Source organism: Arthrobacter alpinus, from assembly GCF_900105965.1.
Lineage (GTDB): Bacteria > Actinomycetota > Actinomycetes > Actinomycetales > Micrococcaceae > Specibacter > Specibacter alpinus.
This window is the reverse complement of sequence record NZ_FNTV01000001.1, coordinates 3,478,418-3,499,714: the sequence shown is the minus strand read 5'-3', so window position 1 is coordinate 3,499,714 and position 21,297 is coordinate 3,478,418. Positions and strand designations below refer to the sequence as shown.

18 protein-coding genes are annotated in these 21,297 nt (G+C 61.7%); 7 read left to right on the top strand and 11 right to left on the bottom strand.

The window, feature by feature from the left end:
* Positions 1 to 78 precede the first annotated feature (78 nt).
* Entirely contained in the window at positions 79 to 1,170 is a 1,092-nt protein-coding gene (locus BLV41_RS15940; protein WP_074712448.1) for a LacI family DNA-binding transcriptional regulator, read from the top strand.
* Here the strand turns inward: BLV41_RS15940 and BLV41_RS15935 are convergent.
* Positions 1,167 to 1,787, bottom strand: a complete 621-nt coding sequence (locus BLV41_RS15935) for a LysE/ArgO family amino acid transporter (RefSeq protein WP_074712447.1) — start codon at positions 1,785 to 1,787, stop codon at positions 1,167 to 1,169. The genes BLV41_RS15940 and BLV41_RS15935 overlap by 4 nt on opposite strands.
* 68 nt (positions 1,788 to 1,855) lie before the next feature.
* On the opposite strand from BLV41_RS15935, the gene BLV41_RS15930 reads away from it, so the two are divergent.
* Together BLV41_RS15930 and BLV41_RS15925 are read left to right on the top strand one after the other, a co-directional pair.
* Positions 1,856 to 2,779 carry a LysR family transcriptional regulator ArgP gene (locus BLV41_RS15930; RefSeq protein ID WP_074712446.1) on the top strand — a complete coding sequence of 308 codons (924 nt, stop codon included), beginning with the start codon at positions 1,856 to 1,858 and terminating at the stop codon, positions 2,777 to 2,779.
* Positions 2,776 to 4,032, top strand: a complete 1,257-nt coding sequence (locus BLV41_RS15925; RefSeq protein ID WP_074712445.1) for an MFS transporter — start codon at positions 2,776 to 2,778, stop codon at positions 4,030 to 4,032. Before BLV41_RS15930 ends, BLV41_RS15925 begins: the two co-directional genes overlap by 4 nt.
* Here the strand turns inward: BLV41_RS15925 and BLV41_RS15920 are convergent.
* Complete coding sequence (locus tag BLV41_RS15920; protein WP_074712444.1) at positions 4,029 to 5,522, bottom strand: TIGR01777 family oxidoreductase; 1,494 nt, start codon at positions 5,520 to 5,522, stop codon at positions 4,029 to 4,031. The two genes, BLV41_RS15925 and BLV41_RS15920, sit on opposite strands and share 4 nt — an antisense overlap.
* Positions 5,523 to 5,589: 67 nt before the next feature.
* On the opposite strand from BLV41_RS15920, the gene BLV41_RS15915 reads away from it, so the two are divergent.
* Together BLV41_RS15915 and BLV41_RS15910 are read left to right on the top strand one after the other, a co-directional pair.
* Entirely contained in the window at positions 5,590 to 9,339 is a 3,750-nt protein-coding gene (locus BLV41_RS15915) for a TM0106 family RecB-like putative nuclease (protein WP_342028205.1), read from the top strand.
* 7 nt (positions 9,340 to 9,346) lie between these two features.
* Positions 9,347 to 9,997, top strand: coding sequence for a DUF1345 domain-containing protein (locus tag BLV41_RS15910; RefSeq protein WP_074712443.1), 651 nt, complete (start codon positions 9,347 to 9,349; stop codon positions 9,995 to 9,997).
* Between the two features lie 3 nt (positions 9,998 to 10,000).
* On the opposite strand, the gene BLV41_RS15905 is transcribed toward BLV41_RS15910, so the two are convergent.
* The 6 genes from BLV41_RS15905 to BLV41_RS15880 form a co-directional block, all read right to left on the bottom strand.
* Positions 10,001 to 11,284 (bottom strand): M18 family aminopeptidase, encoded by a 1,284-nt coding sequence (locus BLV41_RS15905; protein ID WP_074712442.1) that lies wholly within the window; start codon positions 11,282 to 11,284, stop codon positions 10,001 to 10,003.
* Between the two features lie 43 nt (positions 11,285 to 11,327).
* Positions 11,328 to 12,092, bottom strand: a complete 765-nt coding sequence (gene aqpZ, locus BLV41_RS15900) for an aquaporin Z (protein WP_074712441.1) — start codon at positions 12,090 to 12,092, stop codon at positions 11,328 to 11,330.
* Between the two features lie 196 nt (positions 12,093 to 12,288).
* Positions 12,289 to 13,002, bottom strand: a complete 714-nt coding sequence (locus BLV41_RS15895) for a response regulator (RefSeq protein WP_074712440.1) — start codon at positions 13,000 to 13,002, stop codon at positions 12,289 to 12,291.
* A gap of 3 nt (positions 13,003 to 13,005) precedes the next feature.
* The gene (locus tag BLV41_RS15890) at positions 13,006 to 14,286 is read right to left on the bottom strand and encodes a sensor histidine kinase (RefSeq protein ID WP_244516938.1); all 1,281 of its coding nucleotides are present in this window, start codon (positions 14,284 to 14,286) and stop codon (positions 13,006 to 13,008) included.
* A 49-nt stretch (positions 14,287 to 14,335) separates the two neighbouring features.
* The gene (locus BLV41_RS15885; RefSeq protein ID WP_074712439.1) at positions 14,336 to 15,226 is read right to left on the bottom strand and encodes an ABC transporter permease; all 891 of its coding nucleotides are present in this window, start codon (positions 15,224 to 15,226) and stop codon (positions 14,336 to 14,338) included.
* Positions 15,227 to 15,228: 2 nt separating this feature from the next.
* The gene (locus BLV41_RS15880) at positions 15,229 to 16,176 is read right to left on the bottom strand and encodes an ABC transporter ATP-binding protein (protein ID WP_074713383.1); all 948 of its coding nucleotides are present in this window, start codon (positions 16,174 to 16,176) and stop codon (positions 15,229 to 15,231) included.
* A gap of 183 nt (positions 16,177 to 16,359) precedes the next feature.
* Between BLV41_RS15880 and BLV41_RS15875 the strand changes: the two genes are divergently transcribed.
* The gene (locus BLV41_RS15875; RefSeq protein ID WP_074712438.1) at positions 16,360 to 17,070 is read left to right on the top strand and encodes a phosphatase PAP2 family protein; all 711 of its coding nucleotides are present in this window, start codon (positions 16,360 to 16,362) and stop codon (positions 17,068 to 17,070) included.
* 34 nt (positions 17,071 to 17,104) lie between these two features.
* Here BLV41_RS15875 and BLV41_RS15870 read toward each other — a convergent pair whose 3' ends face one another.
* The 3 genes from BLV41_RS15870 to BLV41_RS15860 all read right to left on the bottom strand — a co-directional run bounded on the left by BLV41_RS15870 (position 17,105) and on the right by BLV41_RS15860 (position 19,945).
* Complete coding sequence (locus tag BLV41_RS15870; RefSeq protein ID WP_074712437.1) at positions 17,105 to 18,307, bottom strand: MFS transporter; 1,203 nt, start codon at positions 18,305 to 18,307, stop codon at positions 17,105 to 17,107.
* A 185-nt stretch (positions 18,308 to 18,492) separates the two neighbouring features.
* Positions 18,493 to 19,182, bottom strand: coding sequence for a phosphonatase-like hydrolase (locus tag BLV41_RS15865; RefSeq protein ID WP_074712436.1), 690 nt, complete (start codon positions 19,180 to 19,182; stop codon positions 18,493 to 18,495).
* Positions 19,183 to 19,192: 10 nt separating this feature from the next.
* Positions 19,193 to 19,945, bottom strand: a complete 753-nt coding sequence (locus tag BLV41_RS15860) for a GntR family transcriptional regulator (RefSeq protein WP_074712435.1) — start codon at positions 19,943 to 19,945, stop codon at positions 19,193 to 19,195.
* Positions 19,946 to 20,109: 164 nt separating this feature from the next.
* On the opposite strand from BLV41_RS15860, the gene BLV41_RS15855 reads away from it, so the two are divergent.
* Positions 20,110 to 21,291 (top strand): TIGR03364 family FAD-dependent oxidoreductase, encoded by a 1,182-nt coding sequence (locus tag BLV41_RS15855; RefSeq protein WP_074713382.1) that lies wholly within the window; start codon positions 20,110 to 20,112, stop codon positions 21,289 to 21,291.
* The last annotated feature ends 6 nt before the right edge of the window (positions 21,292 to 21,297 follow it).

Here is a 21,297-nt window from a genome sequence, read left to right as displayed (position 1 = left end):
CTGTCACGCCGTCATTTTCGCCACTCAAACAAACAAATGTTTACGCAAACATCGATTCAGGCAGACTAACATGTTTACGTGACCACGCAAGGAAATGACAAGAGTACTGCCAATAATTTCCCGGCCGGGGAGGGCCCGTCCGCATCCGGCACGAGCCACGCAAAAAGGGGTCCGTCCATCGCCGATGTCGCGCGGGCGGCTGGCGTATCCGCACAAACGGTTTCCCGCGTATCCAACGGTCACAGCAACGTCGAAGATGGCACACGGATTAAGGTCCAGGACGCCATGAGACGACTTGGCTACCGTCCCAACGGGGCTGCAAGAGCACTCAAGAGCGGGCAGTTCAAGTCCATTGGCGTCATCATGTTCACGCTATCTAGCCACGGCAATATGAAAACACTGGATGCAATTGCGCGGGCCGCCTCGGACTCTGGCTACTCAATCAGCCTGATCCCCATGCCCGACCCGGCAAGCAGCAAATTCCCGGCCGCCTACAACCGCCTTCGTGAGCAACAGGTCGACGGCGTGATAATCGTCTTTGACGCCCATCTCACCGATCGAGCAGACATCATCTTGCCCGAGGACCTGCCTACCGTGGTGATCGATTCCAAGCCCGATCGCGGATACATCATGGTCGACACCGACCAAGGGGGCGGCGCCCAGCAGGCAACCGAACATTTGCTGAGCCTGGGCCATGCAAACGTCTGGCATATCGGCGGCCCGCAGGCCTCCTTCTCTGCCTCACACCGAGCTGGTGCCTGGCGCCTGACACTGAATACAGCGGGCGTCACTCCGCCGGAGGTCATCTACGGCGACTGGTCCACCGAGTCCGGCTACCAGGCAGGACTCGAGTTGGGCTCTCGTCCAGAAGTGACGGCCATCTTTGCTGCCAATGACCACATGGCGCTCGGTGCCATGCGTGCCCTCCATGAGCTGGGGCGCAAGATCCCCCGCGATGTCAGCGTTGTGGGTTTTGATGATCTTGACGAAGCATCGTCTTTCTGGCCGCCCCTGAGCACCGTCCACCAGAGCTTCCGAACCGTTGGCAGGCTCGGTCTTGAGCTGCTACTGACACAAATCGCCGGAGGCCAGGCACCGGATTCGAACTGGGTGCCGACACGCTTGGTAGTGCGTGAATCGACGTCGGCCCCGTCAACCCCAGGCGGTTAGATTCCTAGAGCCATCTTGACGCCAAGGAAAAGCATGACGGCGGCGATCAGGGCGTCGAGCACGCGCCACGCGCCAGGCTTGGCGAACACTGGCCGCAGGAAGCGTGCCCCGAATCCCAAAGCACTGAACCAGACAACACTGCCAAGCGCGGCCCCTGCCCCAAACCACCAGCGCAACTCTCCATGCTGGTTGGCGAGTGTGCCCAGGAGCAGCACAGTGTCCAGATAGACATGGGGGTTGAGCCAGGTCAGGGTCACGGCCGTCACGAGAGCGGCTTTGGTGCCCAACGAGCCCTTCTGCGTCCCGGCCACCAACGCACCGGGCCGAAGTGCCCGTCTTGCGGCGAGAATGGCGTAGCCGACCAGGAACGCGGCACCGGCCAGCCTGATCGCCACCACCACCGCGGGCACGGCCGTAATAACGGCACCGATCCCCAGGATGCCGGCAGCGATGAGTACGATGTCGCTGAGCATGCAGACGAGCACAACAAGGCCCACATGCTCTGCCCGAATGCCTTGCCGGAGCACAAAGGCATTCTGGGCGCCGATGGCGATGATGAGGGCCAACCCGGCGCCGAGGCCCGTGCCCGTGCTTGAGAAAATATCCAATGATGTCACGCCTTGAAACTACTAGTCGCCCTATGATCAGTACAGCTAATTATTTTGTTGATACCTAAGGAAATCTTATGGTTGCGTTTCAAACGGAACAGCTCCGCACTCTTCTTGCGGTACTCGAACACGGCACCTTTGACGCTGCTGCCAGCGCATTGCACGTCACGGCATCGGCGGTTTCACAGCGCATCAAGGCCATGGAACAGGCAGCAGGTCAGGTCTTGTTGCAGCGTTCCACGCCCATCGCCGCCACTGCGGCCGGCACCGTGGTGCACAGGCTGGCGCGCCAACTACGGCAACTCGAGGCTGATGCGGCAGCGGATTTGGGGTTGGCTGGTGCAGCTCAAGGGACACTGGCCGTAGTGGTTAACGCCGATTCCCTGGCAACGTGGTTCATGGACGCCCTCGCCCTAATTCCCCCTCAGGGGAGCGTCGCCTATGAAATTGTGCGCGAGGACGAGCATCATTCCGTTGCGCTGCTGCGCTCCGGGGAAGTCATGGCCGCCGTGACCGCCACAGCTCTTCCGGTTCAAGGGTGCACCGTTGTCCCGTTGGGTGCCATGGAATACCGAGCCGTGGCCTCGGCCGGTTTTATGGCCCGCTGGTTTCCGCAAGGGTTTTCGGCCGAAGTTTTCGCTGCGGCACCCGCCGTCCAATTTGATCGCAATGACACCCTGCAAAACAACTTCTTCAGCGCCGTGACCGGAACCGAGCTACGCGGCATCCAACACTTCATTCCTGACACGATCCAATTCGCCGAAGCCGTGAAACTTGGGCTCGGGTGGGGACTCATGCCGGAAGCGCATTGCAGTGACGGCCTGAAATCAGGGGAACTGCTGGCATTGCTTCCAGGGCACGTTTCTGATGTTCCCCTCTATTGGCAGCGGTGGAAGATTCAATCAACGGCGCTGGACCAGCTCACGACCGCCGTGACGAGTGCGGCCGCAAGGATGCTTGCCCCCGGCAACACCCCAACACATCGAAGGACCCCCGCATGAGTTCCCTGTCCCTCCAGCGCCGCAATCAAACGGTGCTCGTCATCGGTCAACTGCTCTCCGGGGTTGGCGTGGCATCCGGGGTTGCCGTAGGAGGCATTCTGGCTGCCCAATTGGCCGGCACCACGGCGGCATCCGGCTTCGTACAGACAGCCGCGGCCTTGGGTGCGGGGCTGGTGGCCGTGCCGCTGGCCAACCTAGCTGTACGGACCGGTCGCCGCAGGGCCCTGAGCACTGGCTTTGCCTTGGGCGCCGTGGGCGCAACGCTGGTACTGCTGGCTTCCGCTCTTGGCCAGTTCTGGCTGATGGCCGTCGGCATGCTCTTCTTTGGTTCCGCCACTGCGGCCGGCCTGCAGGCGCGGTACGCGGCGGTCGACGGCGCCCCGCAAGAGAAGGCCGGTCGCGCCATGGCCATCGTCATCTGGGCCACGACGGTAGGCTCGGTCGCTGGCCCCAACCTCTCCGAACCCGGCCGGATATTGGGCATTGGGCTAGGACTGGTGCCGTTGTCGGGGCCCTTCGTCTTCTCGCTGACAGCCTTTGCTACAGCCGCATTGGTTATCGCGGTGTTCTTCCTGACGCCGCCGGCCACGGCGGGGACGGCGGATGTGCGTCTCACGCAGCCACCCGCGGTTCCAGCCAAGCGGCACGGGGCGTGGCGGGCGCTGCGTCTGGCCAGTCACAACCCGCGAGCGTTGGCGGCACTGGCGGCCGTCACCGGCGGGCACGCCATCATGGTGGGCGTCATGGTCATGACACCTGTTGCCATGAACTCCCACGGCCATTCGTTGGAAATCATCGGGATCGTCATCAGCCTGCACATCTTGGGCATGTACGCCGCCAGCCCGTTGTTTGGCTGGCTTGTAGACAGACTCGGAGCCGTGGCCGTGATTTTGGCCGGTTCCTGCATTTTCCTGGCGGCCATCACCCTCGGCGCCATCGTCTCGGACAGCAGCGACCCCCTGCTGATGTCCGCCGCTCTCGTCATGCTGGGCCTGGGCTGGTCGGCGTGCCTTATCGGTGGCTCTTCCCTGCTCAACCAGTCCGCAGATGCCGAGTTGCGCGTCCCGCTCCAGGGCGCCAATGACATGTTAATGAACTTCGCGGCCGCCGGAATGGCGGCCCTGGCCGGACCCGTCCTTGCGGCAGGCGGTTTTTTCTGGGTCAACATGATGGCCCTGGCCGTGTTGGTCCCCATGGTGGTTCTCATTGTTCGCGCACTGGGCTCGGCGCCGGACCCCGCCACAGCAGCCTAGCCAGGCAGCTGCTCGCCGAGGATGTGCCGCAGAGCCGATTCCAAATCCTGGTTCCTGAATTCATAGCCGCTTGCCAGCACCGCAGCAGCTGAAACCCGTTGGCTCGCGAGCGCCAGTTCGGCTGCTCCTTGATCACCCAGCAAAAGTCGTGGGCCCAGCTCGGGCACCTTGAGCTTCGACGGCCGGCGCAGCACCGAACCCAACGTGTGGGCAAAGCCTTCCGCCGTGACCGGTTGCGGGGCCACACCATTGACGGGCCCGTGAACGGAAGAGGTCAGCGCCGCGTGGGCGAAGATTCCGGCAATGTCGTCAATCCCTACCCAGCTTTGCCACTGCCCGCTCCCCAACGGTCCGCCAGCCCCGGAGAGATACAAGGGAAGCAGCCGTTGCAAAACGCCGCCGGCAGCCGACATCACAATGCCGGTGCGGACGTTCACCACCCGCACACCAGCCTCCGCCGCCGGGGCACAGGATGCTTCCCAGTCGCGGCACACACCAGCAAGGAAATCGGTGCCGGGCGGATCAGTTTCCACCAGTGCCCGCGGCGGACGGAGCGCATCAGCACCGGCATGCGGATCCGCGCCGTAATAACCGACGGCCGAACCCGAAACCAAGGTGCGGTTCACGCCGTCGGACGCCAAGGCTGCCAGTGATTGCGCCAGCAGCCGGGTTCCACGAACGCGGCTCACGTAAATGGCATCCTTCACGGTCTCAGTAAACCGCCCGCCAATGGGGTGCCCGGCCAGGTGAATGACCACGTTGGCGCGCGCCAAACCAGCGGAATCCAGCACACCGGCGTCCGGATCCCAGAAAATTTCGTCAGTCGATTTCGGAGCGCGACGAACCAGCTTGAGCACAGTGTGCCCGCCGCCGCCCAGTAGCGCACATATCTGGCGCCCGACCAGGCCGGAGGCGCCGCTCACGGCAATGGTCAGCGGTGGTCCGGAATGTGTCGCGTGAAAGGCCAGATCACCCAGCAGCTGCCGCTCCCGAAACGCGAACATGCGCGTGAGCTCGGCGTCCAATTTCTTGCGCGCCCAATCCCCACGGGCCAACGAGGGGAGCTCATACGCCACCTCGTCGATCATCACGGTGGTGCCCGGCTCGGCGCCGTCGGTGAAGCTGTGCTTGTGTGTCCACGAGGCCAGCGGGCCCTTGTCCATGACATCGGTGAAGCTCACTCCGGGCACCAATTCGGTGTGCAGCGCATCCCAACGGATTTCCGGCCGCGCCCACTTCTTGCCCGCGATGGCCGCCGGCAGCAGACCGCGCACAGTCCCTGCAGCGGATCCCAGCCACATCCCGGCACCGCCGGGGGCACCCACGCCCATGGCCGCCATCGAACCAGGATTGATGCCGTCACTTGGCTCGGCCAGGATGGTCCCAAAGAACGACGGCGTGAGCCGCACCAAGGCGCCGGGCCGGGTGAACCAGGCAAACACATCGGCGCGCGGATACGGCAGGGTGGTTTCGTAACGGAACGTGCTCATGGTGCCTCCTTGTTGGGTGGTGCTTCCATCTTCCCCCACCGACGTGTGCGGATGCTGGGTGCCAGTAATGTCGGTGTCGCTTGCTAGATTCGAGGTGCTGCACCCCACCAGCACGGAAGGCACTGACATGTTTCTGCTTGACTCCCCCGGCCATGCCACAGCGGGCTCGGGCGGCACGCCACTGATCTTCTCGGCTTCGGACCTGGTGACGGCCAGCGAATGCGAGTACCGGACGCTGCGGATCCTGGACGAGAAGCTGGGGCGGACGGCGAAGCCGGGCTTTGCCAAGGACGAAATGCTTGAGCGGGCAGCCAAGCTCGGTGATGCCTTTGAGCACAAGATTTTGGACGAGCTGATTGCCGAGCATGGCGAGTGGGACCCGGCCATGGGCAAGGGAGTGAAGTCCGTGGACCGCGGTGAGCTTTCCTGGGCCGGCCTCGAGGCCAAGCGCGAGGAAACCCTTGAGGCCTTGCGGGCCGGCGCCGATGTGGTTTTCCAGGCGACTTTTTTTGACGGTTCCCTCGTGGGTTTCGCCGATTTTCTCATGAAGCAGCCGGACGGTTCTTACGCGGTGTGGGACACCAAGTTGGCCCGTCATGCCAAGGTCAGTGCGCTGTTGCAGCTGGCCGCCTATGGCGATCAGCTCCAGCACTATGGGATTCCCGTAGCACCGGTGGCCACGTTGAAGCTGGGTGACCGTAGCGAAAGCAACCATCCCATGCCGGATCTCCTGCCCGTGTTCCGGGAACGCCGGGACAACTTCCTTGCGCTGACTGCCGCTCACCGAGCCCAACCGTCGCCGGTGGCCTGGCTCCAGGACGGAATCAGTTACTGCGGGCGCTGCGATTACTGCTCGGAGCAGGTGAAATTGCACGGCGATCTGCTGCTGGTCAACGGCATGAGCTCTTCCCAGCGCCGCAAGCTCATGGCGCAGGGCATCAACTCCGTTCAGGGGTTGGCGGACCTGTCACCCGCCACGGCCACAGGGCCACTGGCCCGCTTGCGGGACCAGGCCCGCATGCAGCTCGGGTTGGAAAAACCCACGGGCATGGCCATTGCCGGCAAGGGCAGCACCGCGCATGAGATCAGCTTCAAAGTTCTGCCCACCGTCAGCAAGCTGCCCAAATCCAGCCCCGGCGACATCTTCTTTGACTTTGAAGGTGACCCGCTCTGGCAGGACCCGGCCACGGAAAAGTGGGGCATCGAGTACCTTTTCGGCTCCATCGAGGCTCCACTGCCAGGCGCCGCCCCTGTGAGTGATGAGGGGCTGGTTTTCAAGCCGTTCTGGGCGCACTCCCGCAGTGAGGAAGGCGCAGCATTCAGGGCGTTCTTGGACTATGTAGAGGCTCGGCGGGAAATATGGCCGGACATGCATGTTTACCATTACGCGCCGTATGAGAAGTCGGCGCTGCGGAACCTTTCCGTCATGCACAGTGACAGCGAGGCCGAGGAAATCATTGACAATTGGCTGCGCATGGGCTTGCTTGTTGACCTGCTCGACACCGTGCGGCAGTCCGTGCGGATCTCGGAATCCTCCTACTCCATCAAGAAGCTCGAGCCCTTCTACATGTCCGCAGGCCGCGCAGGCGATGTGACGGACGCCGGCGCCTCCGTGGTGGCTTACGCCGATTACTGTGAACAGCACGACGCCGGACTGGCAGGTGACGCTGCCATGGCCGCTGAGGCGGAGCGGACCCTGGCCTCGATCAGCGACTACAACCGCTACGACTGCGTCTCCACGTTGCGCCTTCGGGACTGGCTGTTCACCATCGGCGCAGCCGTGGAGGTGGAGACCTGGACCGAAGGGAGCGGAAAGCTCAAGCTCTCAGAGGAAAAGAAGGACGGCTACGAGTTGAGCCCCGAGGAAGCGATGCTGGCCAGCTACATTGCCGCGCTCAAGGAACAAAAGGGCTGCGATCTCAGCGCCGAGGAAAACGCGGTCGACATGGTGGCGGCCGCGGCCAGCTATCACCGACGCGAGGACAAGCAGTTTTGGTGGGGCCATTTTGACCGCTTGGAAAAGGGTCCGGAAGCCTGGACCGAGGAACGCAACATGCTCCGCATCGAGCACGTTGACGTGGTGGAGGGATGGGCCAAGCCGGCCGACAAGCCCCGGGCCCGGACAGAATCCCGCACCCTCAAGATCACGGGGACCGCCACCGAAGGATCGGACTTCCGTCCGGGAACCACCTGGTTTGGCATGTACACCGCCCCGCTGCCTGAAGGAATGGAAGAAGACTCCGCGGAATCTGACAAGGCGCCGGCCGCGCGTGGTGGCCTATTCAATGTCACCGTGCTTGAAGACGTGTCAGATCCGGCCACTCCGGAACTGACCACCTTGCTCGTGGAGGAAAAATCCACAACCAAGGTGCAACCCCACAACAAGGAGCCCATTGCCTTGGCCCCCAATAAGCCTGTCCCCACGGCAAGCATCCGCGCGGCGCTCTCGGAACTGGCCACCAAGGTTGGCAGCAATCTCCCGCACCTGCCCAAGCACCCGGGCATTGAGATCCTGCGTAAGGCCAAGCCCCGGTTGGCTGGCGGCGGTGACCTTCCGTCCGCAGTAGTTCCCGGAGACGGGCACAGCCTGCAGGAACACGACTACGTCACCGCCATCACCGAGGCTGCCCTCAAGCTAGATCACTCCTACCTTGCCGTTCAGGGACCTCCCGGGACCGGAAAGACCCACGTGGGTTCCCATGTGATCGCTAACTTGATCAAGGACCACAAATGGAAGATTGGCGTGGTGGGGCAATCGCACGCCGTCGTGGAAAACATGCTGCGCGCAGCAATTGAAAAGGCTGACGTGGATCCGGAGCGCGTGGGCAAAAAACTGGGCAGTCCTCATGACGTGCCGTGGAAAATCATCGACGATAAGCAATTTGGCAAGTTGTTGGATGGCCCCGAGGGCGCGCTGATCGGCGGCACGGCGTGGACCATGACGGGCGCCAATCTGCCCGAGGGATCGCTGGATCTGCTGGTGATTGACGAGGCGGGGCAATACTCGCTAGCCAACACGCTGGCCGTTTCCCGGGCGGCAAAGAACCTGCTCCTGCTGGGCGATCCGCAGCAGTTGCCGCAGGTCACGCAGGGTTCGCACCCAGCTCCCGTGGACGAGTCGGCGCTGGGTTGGTTGTCCGCCGGGCATGCCACCCTGCCGGTGGAGCTGGGCTACTTCCTGGCCGACTCATGGCGGATGCATCCGGGTCTGTGCGCGGCAGTGTCGGCCCTGAGCTACGAAGGGAAGTTGGAATCGGCACCCGCCGCTTCGCTCCGCTACCTGGAGGGCAGGGCTCCCGGCGTGGAAACCGTGTACATCAGCCAGGACCCGCAGAGCGAGAAGGAGAACATGCAGTCCTCCCCCGAGGAGGCCGCGGAGGTGGTGGCACAGGCTAAAGCGCACATCGGCCTGATGTGGACGCCCGATGCCGATAAGGCACCCCGCCCACTGGCTCAGGAGGACATCTTGGTGGTGGCAGCCTACAACGCCCAAGTCCATTTAGTGCGCGGAATCCTGGACAACGCGGGCTTGTCCGGGGTCAAGGTGGGGACCGTGGACAAGTTCCAGGGCCAGGAGGCGCCCGTGGTGCTGGTGACCATGGCGTGCGCCGATCCCACCGGGGCCCCTCGTGGCATGGAATTCCTGCTTAACCGCAACCGCATCAACGTGGCCGTGTCCCGCGGACAGTGGCGTGCTGTCATCATCCGATCCCCCACGCTCAGCAACTTCATGCCGTCCACCCCTGTTGGCATGGCCGAACTGGGTGCCTTCATTGGGCTGTGTGCGGCGGGACAACAGTCCGCAGCCGTGGCATGATCACACCATGAACCCTGCACCTTCACCGCGGGCCCGGCACCGGCGGCTGCGCATACTGGCCATGATTGCGTGCGGTGCCCTCGCGGCTGTTCTGACAGGTGTACTGGGAGCTTGGATTTATGCCCCGGCCGTCGGCTGGGCATCGGCCGCGCTCGTGTACAACGCCTCGGTGTGGCTGCAGATCATTCCCATGGATGCCGAACGTACTGCCACCCACGCCGTGGCGGAGGATCCCGGGCGCCGCATTTCTGACCTGCTGATCTTGTTGGCGGCGCTAGGTTCGCTGGCCGCCGTCGTGCTTGTCATGGTGGGCAGTACAGGCGTGAGCGGAACCGGGCGTTTCCTGTTGGCGCTGCTGGCGCTGAGCTGCACGGCCATGTCCTGGCTCATGGTCCATACCTTGTTCACGCTGCGCTATACGGAGATTTACTATAGCGAGGAACCCGGCGGCATCGAGTTCAACCAGGACGCGCCGCCGCAGTACACAGACATTGCCTACATGGCGTTCAGCGTTGGAATGACCTATCAGGTCTCCGACACCAACATCACCACGCGGGCCATGCGCTCGGCAGTACTGCGGCACAGCTTGTTGGCATTCGTCTTTGGCACAGGCATTCTGGCCACCACGATTAACCTTGTTGTCAGCCTCGCCGCCTAGCAACTAGACCGCAGAAGAAAAGAACGCCTGCGTGATCCGGGCCAGATAGTACGGATCGTTGACGCCGCACAGCTCCCGAGCCGAGTGCATGGACAGCAGTGGCGTGCCCACATCCAGGGTCCGGATGCCCAGACGCGTGGCAGTGAGCGGGCCAATCGTTGAACCACACGGGACATTGTTGTTGGAGACAAATTCTTGGTACGGCGCACCCGCTGTGGCGCAGAGCTTGGCCCACAGCGCCGCACCCACACCGTCAGTTGCGTAGCGCTGGTTGGCGTTAATCTTCAGCAGCGGGCCGCCATTGAGCACCGGCAGGTTCGCCGGGTCGTGGCGTTCGGAATAGTTGGGGTGGACCGCGTGGCCGGCGTCAGCAGAGATGCACACCGAGTTCGCAAAAGCACGACGACGTTCACTCACCGAAGCACCCAAACCATCCGACACCCGGGTCAAGACATCTTCCAGAATGGGTCCGCACGCGCCCGAGCGGGAGCCGGAACCAATTTCTTCATGGTCAAAGGCGGCCAGTACCGGAATCGCCTGGTCTCCACCGGCTTCAACAGGGTCCGCAGCGGCGATCAACGCCACCAGGCCTGCATGCACCGAGGTGAGGTTGTCCATGCGGCCAGCCGCAAAGAACTCATTTTTCGCACCAAATACCTGGCCCGGGGCGGTGTCGGCCACAACTATGTCGAAGCCACCAATCGTCTTTGCGTCAACACCAGCCCGTTCGGCCAGCAGACCCAACAGGTCCTCATCCGCGGGCTTGCCCTGACCCCAAATGGGGTTCATATGCTGCTGCTTATCCAGCTTCAGGCCATCATTGGTGCTGCGATCCAGGTGGATGGCCAACTGCGGGAAACGCAGCAGCGGGCCGGTGGCCACCAGCGTTTCGGTGCCGTCCAGATCCACCAAACGGCCGGCGAACTGCAGTTCACGGTCCAGCCAGGAGTTGATCAGCGGCCCCCCGTAAACCTCCACCCCGGCCTGCAGCCACCCGAAGCGTCCCGTGGTGGGCTTGGGCTTGAGCTTGAACGACGGCGAATCCGTGTGTGACCCCAGAATGTTGAAGGCCGTAGTGGCGGTGACCTGTTTCGGCACAACCCAGGCGATGATGGCCCCGTCTCGAATCATGAAGAACTTGCCATGAACAGGCCAGTGCTCCTCCTCCGCCAGCTGTGTGAACCCCGCCGCCGCCAGCCTTTCTCCGGCCGCTTGCGCCGCGTGAAAGCTTGACGGCGATGCCTCAATAAAGTCTCGAAGGTCCAGGATGTGTTCAGCAGAAGTCATACATCGATTCAATCATGAAGCGGCCGATGCCGACCGCTGGCCACTATTTCGATGCGACAACCTCGGTTGCGGCAGCTTCCGTCACGGCCACGTTCTTGTCGCCGAAGAGGCTCTGGTAACTCAGGCCAGCAATGGCTGCTCCGATGAGCGGGGCAACAATGAACAACCACACCTGGCCGAGCGCTTCGGGGCCCGCGAACCAGGCCACGCCGATGGAACGTGCCGGGTTAACGGAGGTGTTCGTGATCGGGATGGACACGAGGTGGATCAACGTCAGGGTGAGGCCGATCGAGAGACCGGCAAACCCCTTGGGTGCGCGCTTGTCCGTGGCGCCCAGGATGACGTACAGGAAGATGGCGGTCAGGATGATCTCGGCCAGTAGGGCGGAGATCATGGTGTAGCCATTGGGTGAACGGACTCCGTAGCCATTGGAAGCAAAGCCGGAGGTAACCGCGTCAAAGCCGTCCCTGCCGCTGGCGATGGCGAAAAGGCCCAGGGCCGCAACGGAGGCGCCGACAATTTGGGTGACCATGTAGGCCGGGACGGCCTTCCATTCAACGCGGCCTGCAATGGCTGCACCGAGAGTGACAGCCGGGTTGAAGTGGCCGCCGGAAATGTGGCCCACGGCGTAGACCATAACAAGGACGGTCAGGCCGAAGGCCAGCGCGACACCAAGGAAACCGATGCCCATGTTAACAACGTTGCCGTCGCTGCCGGCAAGAACCTGAGCGGAGAAAATGGCGCTGCCACAGCCGCCAAAGACCAGCACGGCGGTGCCGAGGAACTCCGCCGCCAGCCGGGATGTCATGGAAGTGTTCATAACTAGTTCTGCTCTCTATGAAGGTGTTTCTTGGACTCAAGATCCGCCAGACGCAGAGGGCAACAAACTAACCGACATCCCCCATGCCGTAAGAACTTGCTACATAAGAGGCTACAAGGGATGCCTTTTGGAAAGACTAAAAACCGCAATAATTTCGCCAAGAACTAGCTAATCGGACAGGGGCTTAGTAGTCCGGATTGCTCGGGACCACCATGCCCGTTTCATAGGCATAGACCACAACCTGCACCCGGTCCCGTAAATGCAGCTTTGTCAGGATCCGCCGCACGTGCGTCTTGACGGTGGCTTCTGAAAGAAACAAGGAGTGGGCAATCTCCGCATTGGAGAGGCCTTGGGCAATGCTTTGGGCAACTTCAAGTTCACGCGGGGTGAGGTCCTCGAGCAACGGATCAACCGGATGCACAGGACGGGGGTGCCCGCTGCGCACAAAATTCTCCAGAAGCCTTTGGGTGACACGCGGAGCCACCACGGCGTCTCCGCTGGCCACCAACCTCACGGCCTGGACCAAATCCTGTGGCGCCACGTCCTTGAGCAGGAAGGCGCTGGCACCGGCCTGGAGGCCGGCAAACGCATACTCGTCCAGGTCAAAGGTTGTCAGAATGATGATCCTGGCCTGGGAGTCCGAGGAACTTATCTTGCCGGTCGCCTCGATCCCGTCCATGAGTGGCATGCGGACATCCATCAACACAACATCGGGTCGCAGCCTGTCCACTTCGGCCAGGGCTTCAACCCCGTTCGAGGCCTCGCCAACAACCTCAAGATCGTCCTCGCCCTCAAGGATCAACCGGAAGCCCATCCGCAACAGGGGCTGATCGTCCACCAGCAAAACCCTGATGGACGGAGCGCCCGTTGCAACTGTCTCTTCCACTGCTTCCTCCATTGGTTAAGGGCCTTCAGCCGGATGCAGAACCGCTTCCACGGTCCACCCACCGCGGGGAACGGGTCCGGCGTCGACTGTTCCGGCAAAGATACCGGCACGTTCCCGCATCCCCACAATGCCACGGCCGGTGCCGATCGATTCATTCAAGGTGCCATGCCCGTCGTCGGAAACACGCACAGAAAGTTCCCCCTCGGACAACCTGTTCACAACGCTGACCTGAACACGGGAGACCGCCGTGCCGTAACGGAGTACATTGGTCAGCGACTCCTGGACAATCCGGTACACGGTCAGGGCCAGAGCGGGGTCATCGGGCACGGGCGGCCCCGACTGAGAAAAAGTGATCGGCAGGCCCGCTTGCCGGAAACCTTCAATCAAGGCTCCCATGTCCGCATGATCCGGTTGCGGGGAACGGTTTGGTCCAGCGCCCTCCCGCAAAACTCCTAAGACTCGGCGCATATCCGCCAGTGCCGTACGTCCGGTTTGGGAGAGTTGATCCAGCACCTCTGCCGCCTTGGCAGGGTCCTTCTTAACCACGACGGCGGCACCATCGGACAGTGCCACCATGACGGTGAGTGAGTGGGCCACGACATCGTGCATTTCTCGGGCAATCCTGTTGCGTTCGGCCACCGAGGCCAATTGCGAGTTTCGGACCGCCCACTGGCGCAGTTCCGCTTCATGTGTGCGGCTGCGCCGGACAGAGGCGCCAATGCCAGCCGAGATGATGTTTGCCAGCAAAATCACGACCGAGGAAATGACTGTACTTGCTGCGGCGCTGGGACCATTGTCGGTCAAGAATTCGGCAGGGTATTGGTAAAGGAACAACATGTAGAAGGCCAGCGGTATTGCGGACACCACCGCCAGCGCAAAGCTGACTACGGTCCGGTACCGAATGGCGACGGCGTAGAGAGCGAACCAAATGCTGACGCCCATGTTGCTGGCTGTTGGTACCACCGCGATGTTGAGTATTTCGAAAACTGAAACGATCACCAGCACAGCCAGTGGCTTGTCCCGCCGGAACATGAGCACCGTGGCGGAGGCCAGGACAATGACCACGTGTTCGGCCAGGTTGCTTTGGAAGTTGCCGTTGAGAAAAACCCCGGAACCTGCCAGCAGGTACGCGGCCACCACCACCAGATCCATGATGCGGGGGTGACGGTGGAAGTATCGCCTGAGAATGCCGCGGCGGCGGGCCGTAAATTCTGCGGCCCGCCGCTCTACGGAGGGTATGTCGGCGGGGTTCGCGGCCGTTCGTTCCGCGTCCCCCGCCTGGTCAAATGTGCGCATAAGTTCGAGCTTAGATTCCCGACTGAAAAGTCAGGACTCCCAGCTGTACTTAGACGTCACGAGTCTTGAGGGAGATAACGGCAGGGATCATGAAGAGCAGGATCCAGCCCAGGAAGATCATGCCGCCAGCGAAGGGGCTGATGAACGCTACCTTGTCATTGATCTCCAGCATGCGCCCACCGGCCACGCTGGGAACGTACTGGTTGAGGTACTTCCAGAATTCACCGGGCATCATGCTCATCAGCTGGGTACCCAGGTCGAGCAGGAAGAAGACCACGACCAGCACAATGATGCCGCCAGCCGAGCTGCGCAGCAGCGTGCCCAGGGACAACCCGATCAGGGCCACACCTGCTACATACAGTCCGCCCATGAGGAGGGAATAGGCCACTCCGTCAAGGCCGAAGGAAATATCGATCCCGTAGGCGCTGAAGATTGGCATGGCGATGAGGGTCGTGGCCACGGCGGCCAGCAGGGTCAGCACGTATGAGACAACAACCAGCACCACGGCCTTGGCAAAGAATGCCGGCAGCCGCTTGGGTACGGCGGTCATGGTGGAGCGGATCATGCCCGTGCCAAATTCGGAGGAAATCAACAGAACGGCCAGGGCGCCGAGGATCAAAATGCCGATCTGCAGGCCGGCGTTGGGAATTGCGTAAAGGTTTACGCCCATGGCCTCGGTGGCTTGGCTTAAGGTCATCGGCTCGGCCGGTGCGCCCGGCATTCCCATTCCCATGCCGCTCTTCATGATCCCTTGAAGGGTCATGCCCTGTACCCAGGCGGTCATGGCGCCAACACCGACCACTGCCACAAATGTAAAGATCAGCAGAAGGCGAGTGGAACGCAAGGAGCGGAACTTGATCCATTCGCTGCGCAGCACACCTGCAAAGGTGAGCGAGCCCCGGGCCGAGCGCTGGGGTGAGGAAATCGTCGTCGTACTCATGGTTAGAGTCCCTTCGCGGCGGCGGCAACCGGTTCGTTGGTGTTGAAATCTTGGGAGTGGTATTCCACAGCGTCCTTGGTGAGATTGAAGTAGGCGTCCTCCAGTGAACTTGTCAGCGGGGTCAGTTCGTATACCAGCACCCGGTTGTCCATGGCCACCGCAGCGATTTGGCGGGCATCGAGCCCGGAAACCTCAAGAGTCTCGTTCTCGTTGCATTCAACCTTGACCCCGCTGCTGCCAAGGAGCTGGCTCAGACGAGTCACCTCGGAGGTCCGCACACGGACCTTTGCCTGCTGGGCACCGGCGATAATTTGGTCGATCGGGGCGTCGGCGATGATCCGTCCGCGGCCAATCACAATGAGGTGGTCGGCGGTCTGCGCCATTTCGCTCATCAAGTGGGAAGACAGGAAAACTGTTTTGCCCTGGCTGGCCAAGTGCTTGGCCAGGTTGCGGACCCAGAGCACGCCTTCGGGGTCAAGACCGTTGACCGGCTCATCCAGGATCAGGGTCTGAGGATCGCCCAACAGCGCCGAGGCAATGCCAAGACGCTGCCCCATGCCGAGCGAGAATCCACCGGCCTTCTTCTTGGCCACAGCGGCAAGGCCGGTCATGTCGATGACCTCGTTGACGCGCTTGGTGGGGATGTTGTGCGTGGCCGCCATGGCGAGCAAGTGGTTGTAGGCGCTGCGCGAAGTGTGCACGGCCTTGGCGTCGAGCAAAGCACCCACCTGGTGCAGCGGGTCGTGATGCTTGACATACGGCTTGCCGTTGACCGTCACTGTTCCGGCCGAGGGCTTGTCGAGCCCCATGATCATGCGCATGGTGGTGGACTTGCCGGCGCCGTTTGGCCCCAGAAATCCGGTCACCATTCCCGGCTTGACCGTGAATGTGACACCACCAACAGCCGTCTTGGCACCGTAGTGCTTGGCGAGATTTACTGCCTCAATCATGGACATCCCCTTTGGATGATCTCCAGGGCCTGATGGCCCGGTTTTTCGTGTCTATTACCACCGTACGCAAGGTTGGCGGCGAATTCGTCTGTCTCAGGGATGATTCAGGGTTCAGTCAGGGTAGTCCGAACGGATGATGCGGGTCCGGAGGCTGTCCTCAGGGACTAGCTCTAGACTGGCTTGATGCCATCGCAAAGCAATCTTCTCAGCACCTCCGTTGGCACTGTCTTGCGCCCCGTGAAATTCTCGCGCGGGCGCCTCTTGTGGGTCTCACTACCTGCGCTGGCGTTGCTGCTTGGCGGGGCGGCGATCCTCTGGTTGACCGGTAACAACCCGCCGTTTCAAGGGGTCGACGACGCCTGGTACCGCACCATGTTGGCCTCCCGCACGCCGTGGCTCACGGACGTCAACCGCGTGCTGAACTTTGTTGGCAACTCCGGCATGGTCATCTACTGTTCCGCGGTTTTCTTGGTGCTGTTGCGACGGCACCGGCGGATCGCATTGTTCTTGGCGACCGCTAATTTGGCGGCTCTGGGACTCACCCACCTGATTAAGTTCCTGGTGGCCCGGCCCCGGCCCGAAGACAGGCTGGTAGCGGTCGATTCCGGTTCGTACCCGTCGGGGCATGTAAGCGGTACGGTGACAGCGATGCTCGTGACCGCGCTGATACTTGGACGGCTGTGGATGTGGGTGAGCGGGTCCATACTCAGTGCCGCCATGATCTACAGCCGCACCTACCTTGGGGCGCACTGGATCAGTGACACCATCGCCGGAGCACTTCTAGGCATAGGCCTCACACTACTGATCTGGACCGCGTTCTACACTTCCCGCCGCCGCATCACCAATGGGCGTCAAACTCGAAACGCTCACTCACTGGACCCCAAGAATTCTTGACACAAGGGTTCACCAGCGCGGCTCCGTAAGTTGCCTAGTGAGATTGGGCATCCTGAAACTCGCTGGCAGGCAAGGGCTTGGCGGCGGGAGCCGTCAGGATGGAAGCCACAATGGCGACGGCGATGGCCAACAGTGCCCATCTGATCGTGACGTGGTCGCCGAGGAAGCCGAGAAGCGGCGGCCCGGCCAGAAACGCCACATAGCCCACTGTTGAGACAACGGAGACGCGTGCTGCGGCCCGGCTCGGATCGTCCGCGGCCGCAGACATTCCCATGGGGAACCCCATGGCAGAGCCGGCGCCCCAGAAGACAGCGCCCACACCCGCCAGGAAGACATTCGGCGCCATGACGAACAAGACCAATCCCACCAGGGACGAGCCCAGGCTGCCGTAAAGCACCGGAACGCGGCCAAATTTGTCCACGAATCCGCCGCCGAAGAACCTGAACAGGGTCATGGCAGCCACAAATACCGCGAACATTATGGCGCCGCCAGATTCCGTTGCACCCAGGCCGTCAACGGTTGCCTTGGCGATCCAGTCATTGGCGGACCCCTCGGTCAGGGCGGCACCGAGCACAACCAATCCCACAAGGAGCGTGCGTTTTTCGGTCCACGCACTGCGGCCCTTTAGCGCCGTGGTGATATGCGTCTGGTGGCTGCCGCTCGCTGGTGTCTCCGGCAAGAAGTACCTCGGCACAAAGATCATGGAAATGCTGACACCGATCACGATCGCGAACAGGTGCGCGGACATGCTGACATTCATCGCCGAAAGTCCAGCGCCCACGAGGGCACCGATCAACGCACCGCCGCTGAATCCGCCATGGAATTGCGGCATGATAGTCCGGCCAAGGTGCCGTTCGACGTCGGCACCCTCAATGTTCTGGGCCACGTCCCAGAGGCCGATCCCAATGCCGAAGAAGAATAGGCCAACACCCGTCAGCGGGACGCTGTGCTGGGACAAAGCGATCGCCACAATCATTCCACCAAAAGCAGCGCTGAAACCGCCGGTCCGAATAGTGTTTGCCGTTCCGATCCTGCCCACAACAGAGCCCGCCATCGGGAGGGCAATGACAGATCCCGCGGCAATGGTCAGTAGGAGCAGCCCCATTTCACCCGATGTCAGCTCCAGAATGCGGGTGACCGCCGGAATGCGTGCGGCCCAACTGGCAAACACGAATCCATTGATAGCGAAAACGGCAAAGGTGGCAATGGTCGCAGCACGGACCGCTTGCTTATTCATAGTGGAGGACGCTCTTTACGAAAGTGGGCCGAAAGGGGGTTGAAACCACTGTAGATGAAACCTTCCAACTCTTGATCCACAAAGCAGAAAGAGATTAATTGCTACGTCCACAATTTGGGCAACTTGTGCACGGTGCCCGGCTGGCTGGCTAGCTAGGCTGACTGGCTGGCTGGCTGGCTGGCTGGCTAGGCTGACTGTGTCTCAGCCAGTTCCGGGATATCCACAACCCCCGCAAGGATGTAGTCGTGCGAATGCGCGGCAAGTTCTTTGGCACTCAATTTCCCCGTCAGGACACCCACGGAGATTCCGCCGGCATTGCGCCCAGCCTGCACATCCACTACCGTATCGCCGGCAGCGAGCACCTTGCGGACATTGTGCACACCGGTTTTCTCCATGGCCCTGTGAATCATGAAGGGGGCCGGGCGGCCGGCTACAACGTCGCTTGTGGTTACAACTGCATCGACGGTAGTGCCCGTACCCGCGCCCACCGCCCACCGCAAAGATTCCAGCAGAGGGTAGGCCACGGCGTCGTCAAAGCCGGTAGTCAGGGCAACCTTGATGCCCCGACCACGCAATATGGCCATGGCTTCCTCGACGCCGGGCAGGGCCACAGGTGGCGTTGCGGCATAGCGTTCAGCCAGGATCTCGCGGAATCGAACAAATGCGGCGGCCACCCGCTGCTCTGTGGGTTTCTGGTTTCCGAGGCGCATCAATGCAGTGATCGCACTAATCTTGTCGGCCCCCATCCATTCCTGCAGATCGGCAGTGGCTACGGTTGCCCCTGTTTCCTCAACGGCATCTTTCAGGGCAATGTAGACAATGCCGTGGTCATCGACGGTGGTTCCGGCCATATCAAAGACGGCAAGTTCAATCATGGTGTTTTCCTTAGGGTGTGGTTGTGCCCTGCACGCGGGCTACGGGCGCCCGTCCATGCAGGGTGTTGCTGATCATGAAGTTGGCAAGTTCGGGCCGGTACCTGTCATCGGCGTACTCCAGCGGTTCCCCAGTGCTGGAAAATGTCACGCGACGCTCACGCAACAAGGGAGAACCTACGACAATCCCCAGAAGTTCGGCGTCTTGCGCCTCGGCGGCTATGGCGTCAATGGTGTGCCTGGCGCTGTGCAGATCCACACCGGCGCCGAGTAGATGGCGGAACGTTGAACCGGAGTCCGTATCAAAGTCAAAAAGTGGCTGCCCTGCCAACGGCACAAAGTAGGAACGCTCAACCATGGCGGGTTCGCCGTCGAGGGAACGCAACCGCAAGAGCGTTACAACAGGATCCTGTGGCTGTAGTCCCAATTGCGCGGCGGCCAGGGCCCCAGCTGCCCGGCGGGCAATCTCCTGGGTTTTTTGTCCTGGCACCTTGCCAAGGGATTCCGCCCACTCAGTGAAAGACATGAAGGTCTCCACGGACTGCGAAACAACAGCCGAACGGACAACAGGTGGCTTGCCTCGGCCCCCAGAGATAATCCCGTCGGACCGCAATGCTGCCAATGCTTGACGGACAGGTCCACGTGAGGCACCAAACTCCGCACTGAGGGCCGCTTCCGACGGAACGGCCGAGCCCTCAGGCCAGCTCCCGGAGTTGATCCTGTGCAGAAACTCGTCTCTTAGTTGTTCATGCCTAGCCAATTTCATGACTTGAGTATACAAGTCGAAATTGGCAAGAATACTGAAATTTCGCAGTCTCAGTTGAACAAAAGGTAAACAGTTGGGAGCGTAAGTGAATCGTTTGAGAACTTGTCAATACAAGTGCCGTTGTGGCTTGATTTAGCCGCATTGAACGCGACACAGTGAATGCCATGACCGATTCAAATGCTTTACTTCCCCACACCGACGTCCTGATTGTGGGAGCCGGGATCACCGGACTGGCTCATGCCGCCGAGGCCGTAGCCCGCGGATTGAGCGTTCGCATCATTGACCGCGACACCCGGGCAGTGGGCGCCTCAGTTCGCAACTTCGGCCACTGCTGTGTGACCGCCCAATCCGGTGAGCTCTTGGAATTGGCCACCGTTGCCCGCGAAGGCTGGCTCAGACACAGCCAAATGGCCGGCTTCTTTTCCGTTGAATCCGGCGGTTTGGCGATTGCCCGCAGCAGCCAGGAAGTGGCCGTGCTGGAGGAACTATCCCAGGCGCGTGGCGGCTCCGAAGTCCAGCTCATCAATGCAGCCCAGGTCCGCCAAGAACTCTCCGGCCATGGTGATCCCGCGATTCAAGCTGGCGCGCTGCTCCGCGACGACATCCGGGTCGACCCCCGTGAAGCAGTCGGGAAGTTGGCTGCCTGGCTGGCCCGGCAGCCCAGGGTTTCCTTCCTGTGGCGCACCTCCTACCTTGGCACTGACCCCGAGGCAACCGAAGACTCCGTTTCCGTGCGGACTTCCCGGGGCACGCTCACGGCATCTCGGGTCCTGGTCTGCGTTGGGCACGACCTGGACTACGTCCATCCTGAGATGGCTGAACCACTTGCCGTGGACCGCTGCGCTTTGCAGATGGCCTTGGTCCGCCCGGCCGCCTCGTTGTCCATCAGACGAGCGGTACTCACCGGCACCTCAATGCTTCGCTACCCGGCATTTGCCGAAACCGCAGCCGCGGTTCAACTGCGGAAAGAATTGGCAGCTGGCAGCCCGGAACTCATGGCCATCGATGCCAATCTCATGCTGACGCAGCGCCCCGACGGCACGTTGATCATCGGCGACAGCCACCACACCGAAACAACAGTGGATCCGTTCCTGATGGAACAAACCTCGGACACCCTGCTCGCGGCCGCCACCAAGCTATTGGGTGCTGGCAACTTTCAGATCCTCCAGCGCTGGCAGGGCATCTATGCCACCAGTCCGCACCAAGACTTCCTCATCGAGGCGCTGGCGCCCAACGTCACGGCCGTCTCAGTCACCTCAGGTATTGGCATGACCATCTCCTTTGGCTTGGCCCGCAAGACATTTGAACAGCTCGAAACCACGTCCGCAACCACGGCAACTCGCTAAGGATTC

Coding starts and splice junctions, on each gene's coding strand:
- BLV41_RS15855 (WP_074713382.1), top strand. CDS start 20,110: ATGACCGATTCAAATGCTTTACTTCCCCACACCGACGTCCTGATTGTG.
- BLV41_RS15910 (WP_074712443.1), top strand. CDS start 9,347: ATGAACCCTGCACCTTCACCGCGGGCCCGGCACCGGCGGCTGCGCATA.
- aqpZ (WP_074712441.1), bottom strand. CDS start 12,092: ATGACATCCCGGCTGGCGGCGGAGTTCCTCGGCACCGCCGTGCTGGTC.
- BLV41_RS15930 (WP_074712446.1), top strand. CDS start 1,856: ATGGTTGCGTTTCAAACGGAACAGCTCCGCACTCTTCTTGCGGTACTC.
- BLV41_RS15895 (WP_074712440.1), bottom strand. CDS start 13,002: ATGGAGGAAGCAGTGGAAGAGACAGTTGCAACGGGCGCTCCGTCCATC.
- BLV41_RS15880 (WP_074713383.1), bottom strand. CDS start 16,176: ATGATTGAGGCAGTAAATCTCGCCAAGCACTACGGTGCCAAGACGGCT.
- BLV41_RS15875 (WP_074712438.1), top strand. CDS start 16,360: ATGCCATCGCAAAGCAATCTTCTCAGCACCTCCGTTGGCACTGTCTTG.
- BLV41_RS15920 (WP_074712444.1), bottom strand. CDS start 5,522: ATGAGCACGTTCCGTTACGAAACCACCCTGCCGTATCCGCGCGCCGAT.
- BLV41_RS15870 (WP_074712437.1), bottom strand. CDS start 18,307: ATGAATAAGCAAGCGGTCCGTGCTGCGACCATTGCCACCTTTGCCGTT.
- BLV41_RS15905 (WP_074712442.1), bottom strand. CDS start 11,284: ATGACTTCTGCTGAACACATCCTGGACCTTCGAGACTTTATTGAGGCA.
- BLV41_RS15885 (WP_074712439.1), bottom strand. CDS start 15,226: ATGAGTACGACGACGATTTCCTCACCCCAGCGCTCGGCCCGGGGCTCG.
- BLV41_RS15890 (WP_244516938.1), bottom strand. CDS start 14,286: ATGCGCACATTTGACCAGGCGGGGGACGCGGAACGAACGGCCGCGAAC.
- BLV41_RS15915 (WP_342028205.1), top strand. CDS start 5,590: ATGTCGGTGTCGCTTGCTAGATTCGAGGTGCTGCACCCCACCAGCACG.
- BLV41_RS15860 (WP_074712435.1), bottom strand. CDS start 19,945: ATGAAATTGGCTAGGCATGAACAACTAAGAGACGAGTTTCTGCACAGG.
- BLV41_RS15865 (WP_074712436.1), bottom strand. CDS start 19,182: ATGATTGAACTTGCCGTCTTTGATATGGCCGGAACCACCGTCGATGAC.
- BLV41_RS15925 (WP_074712445.1), top strand. CDS start 2,776: ATGAGTTCCCTGTCCCTCCAGCGCCGCAATCAAACGGTGCTCGTCATC.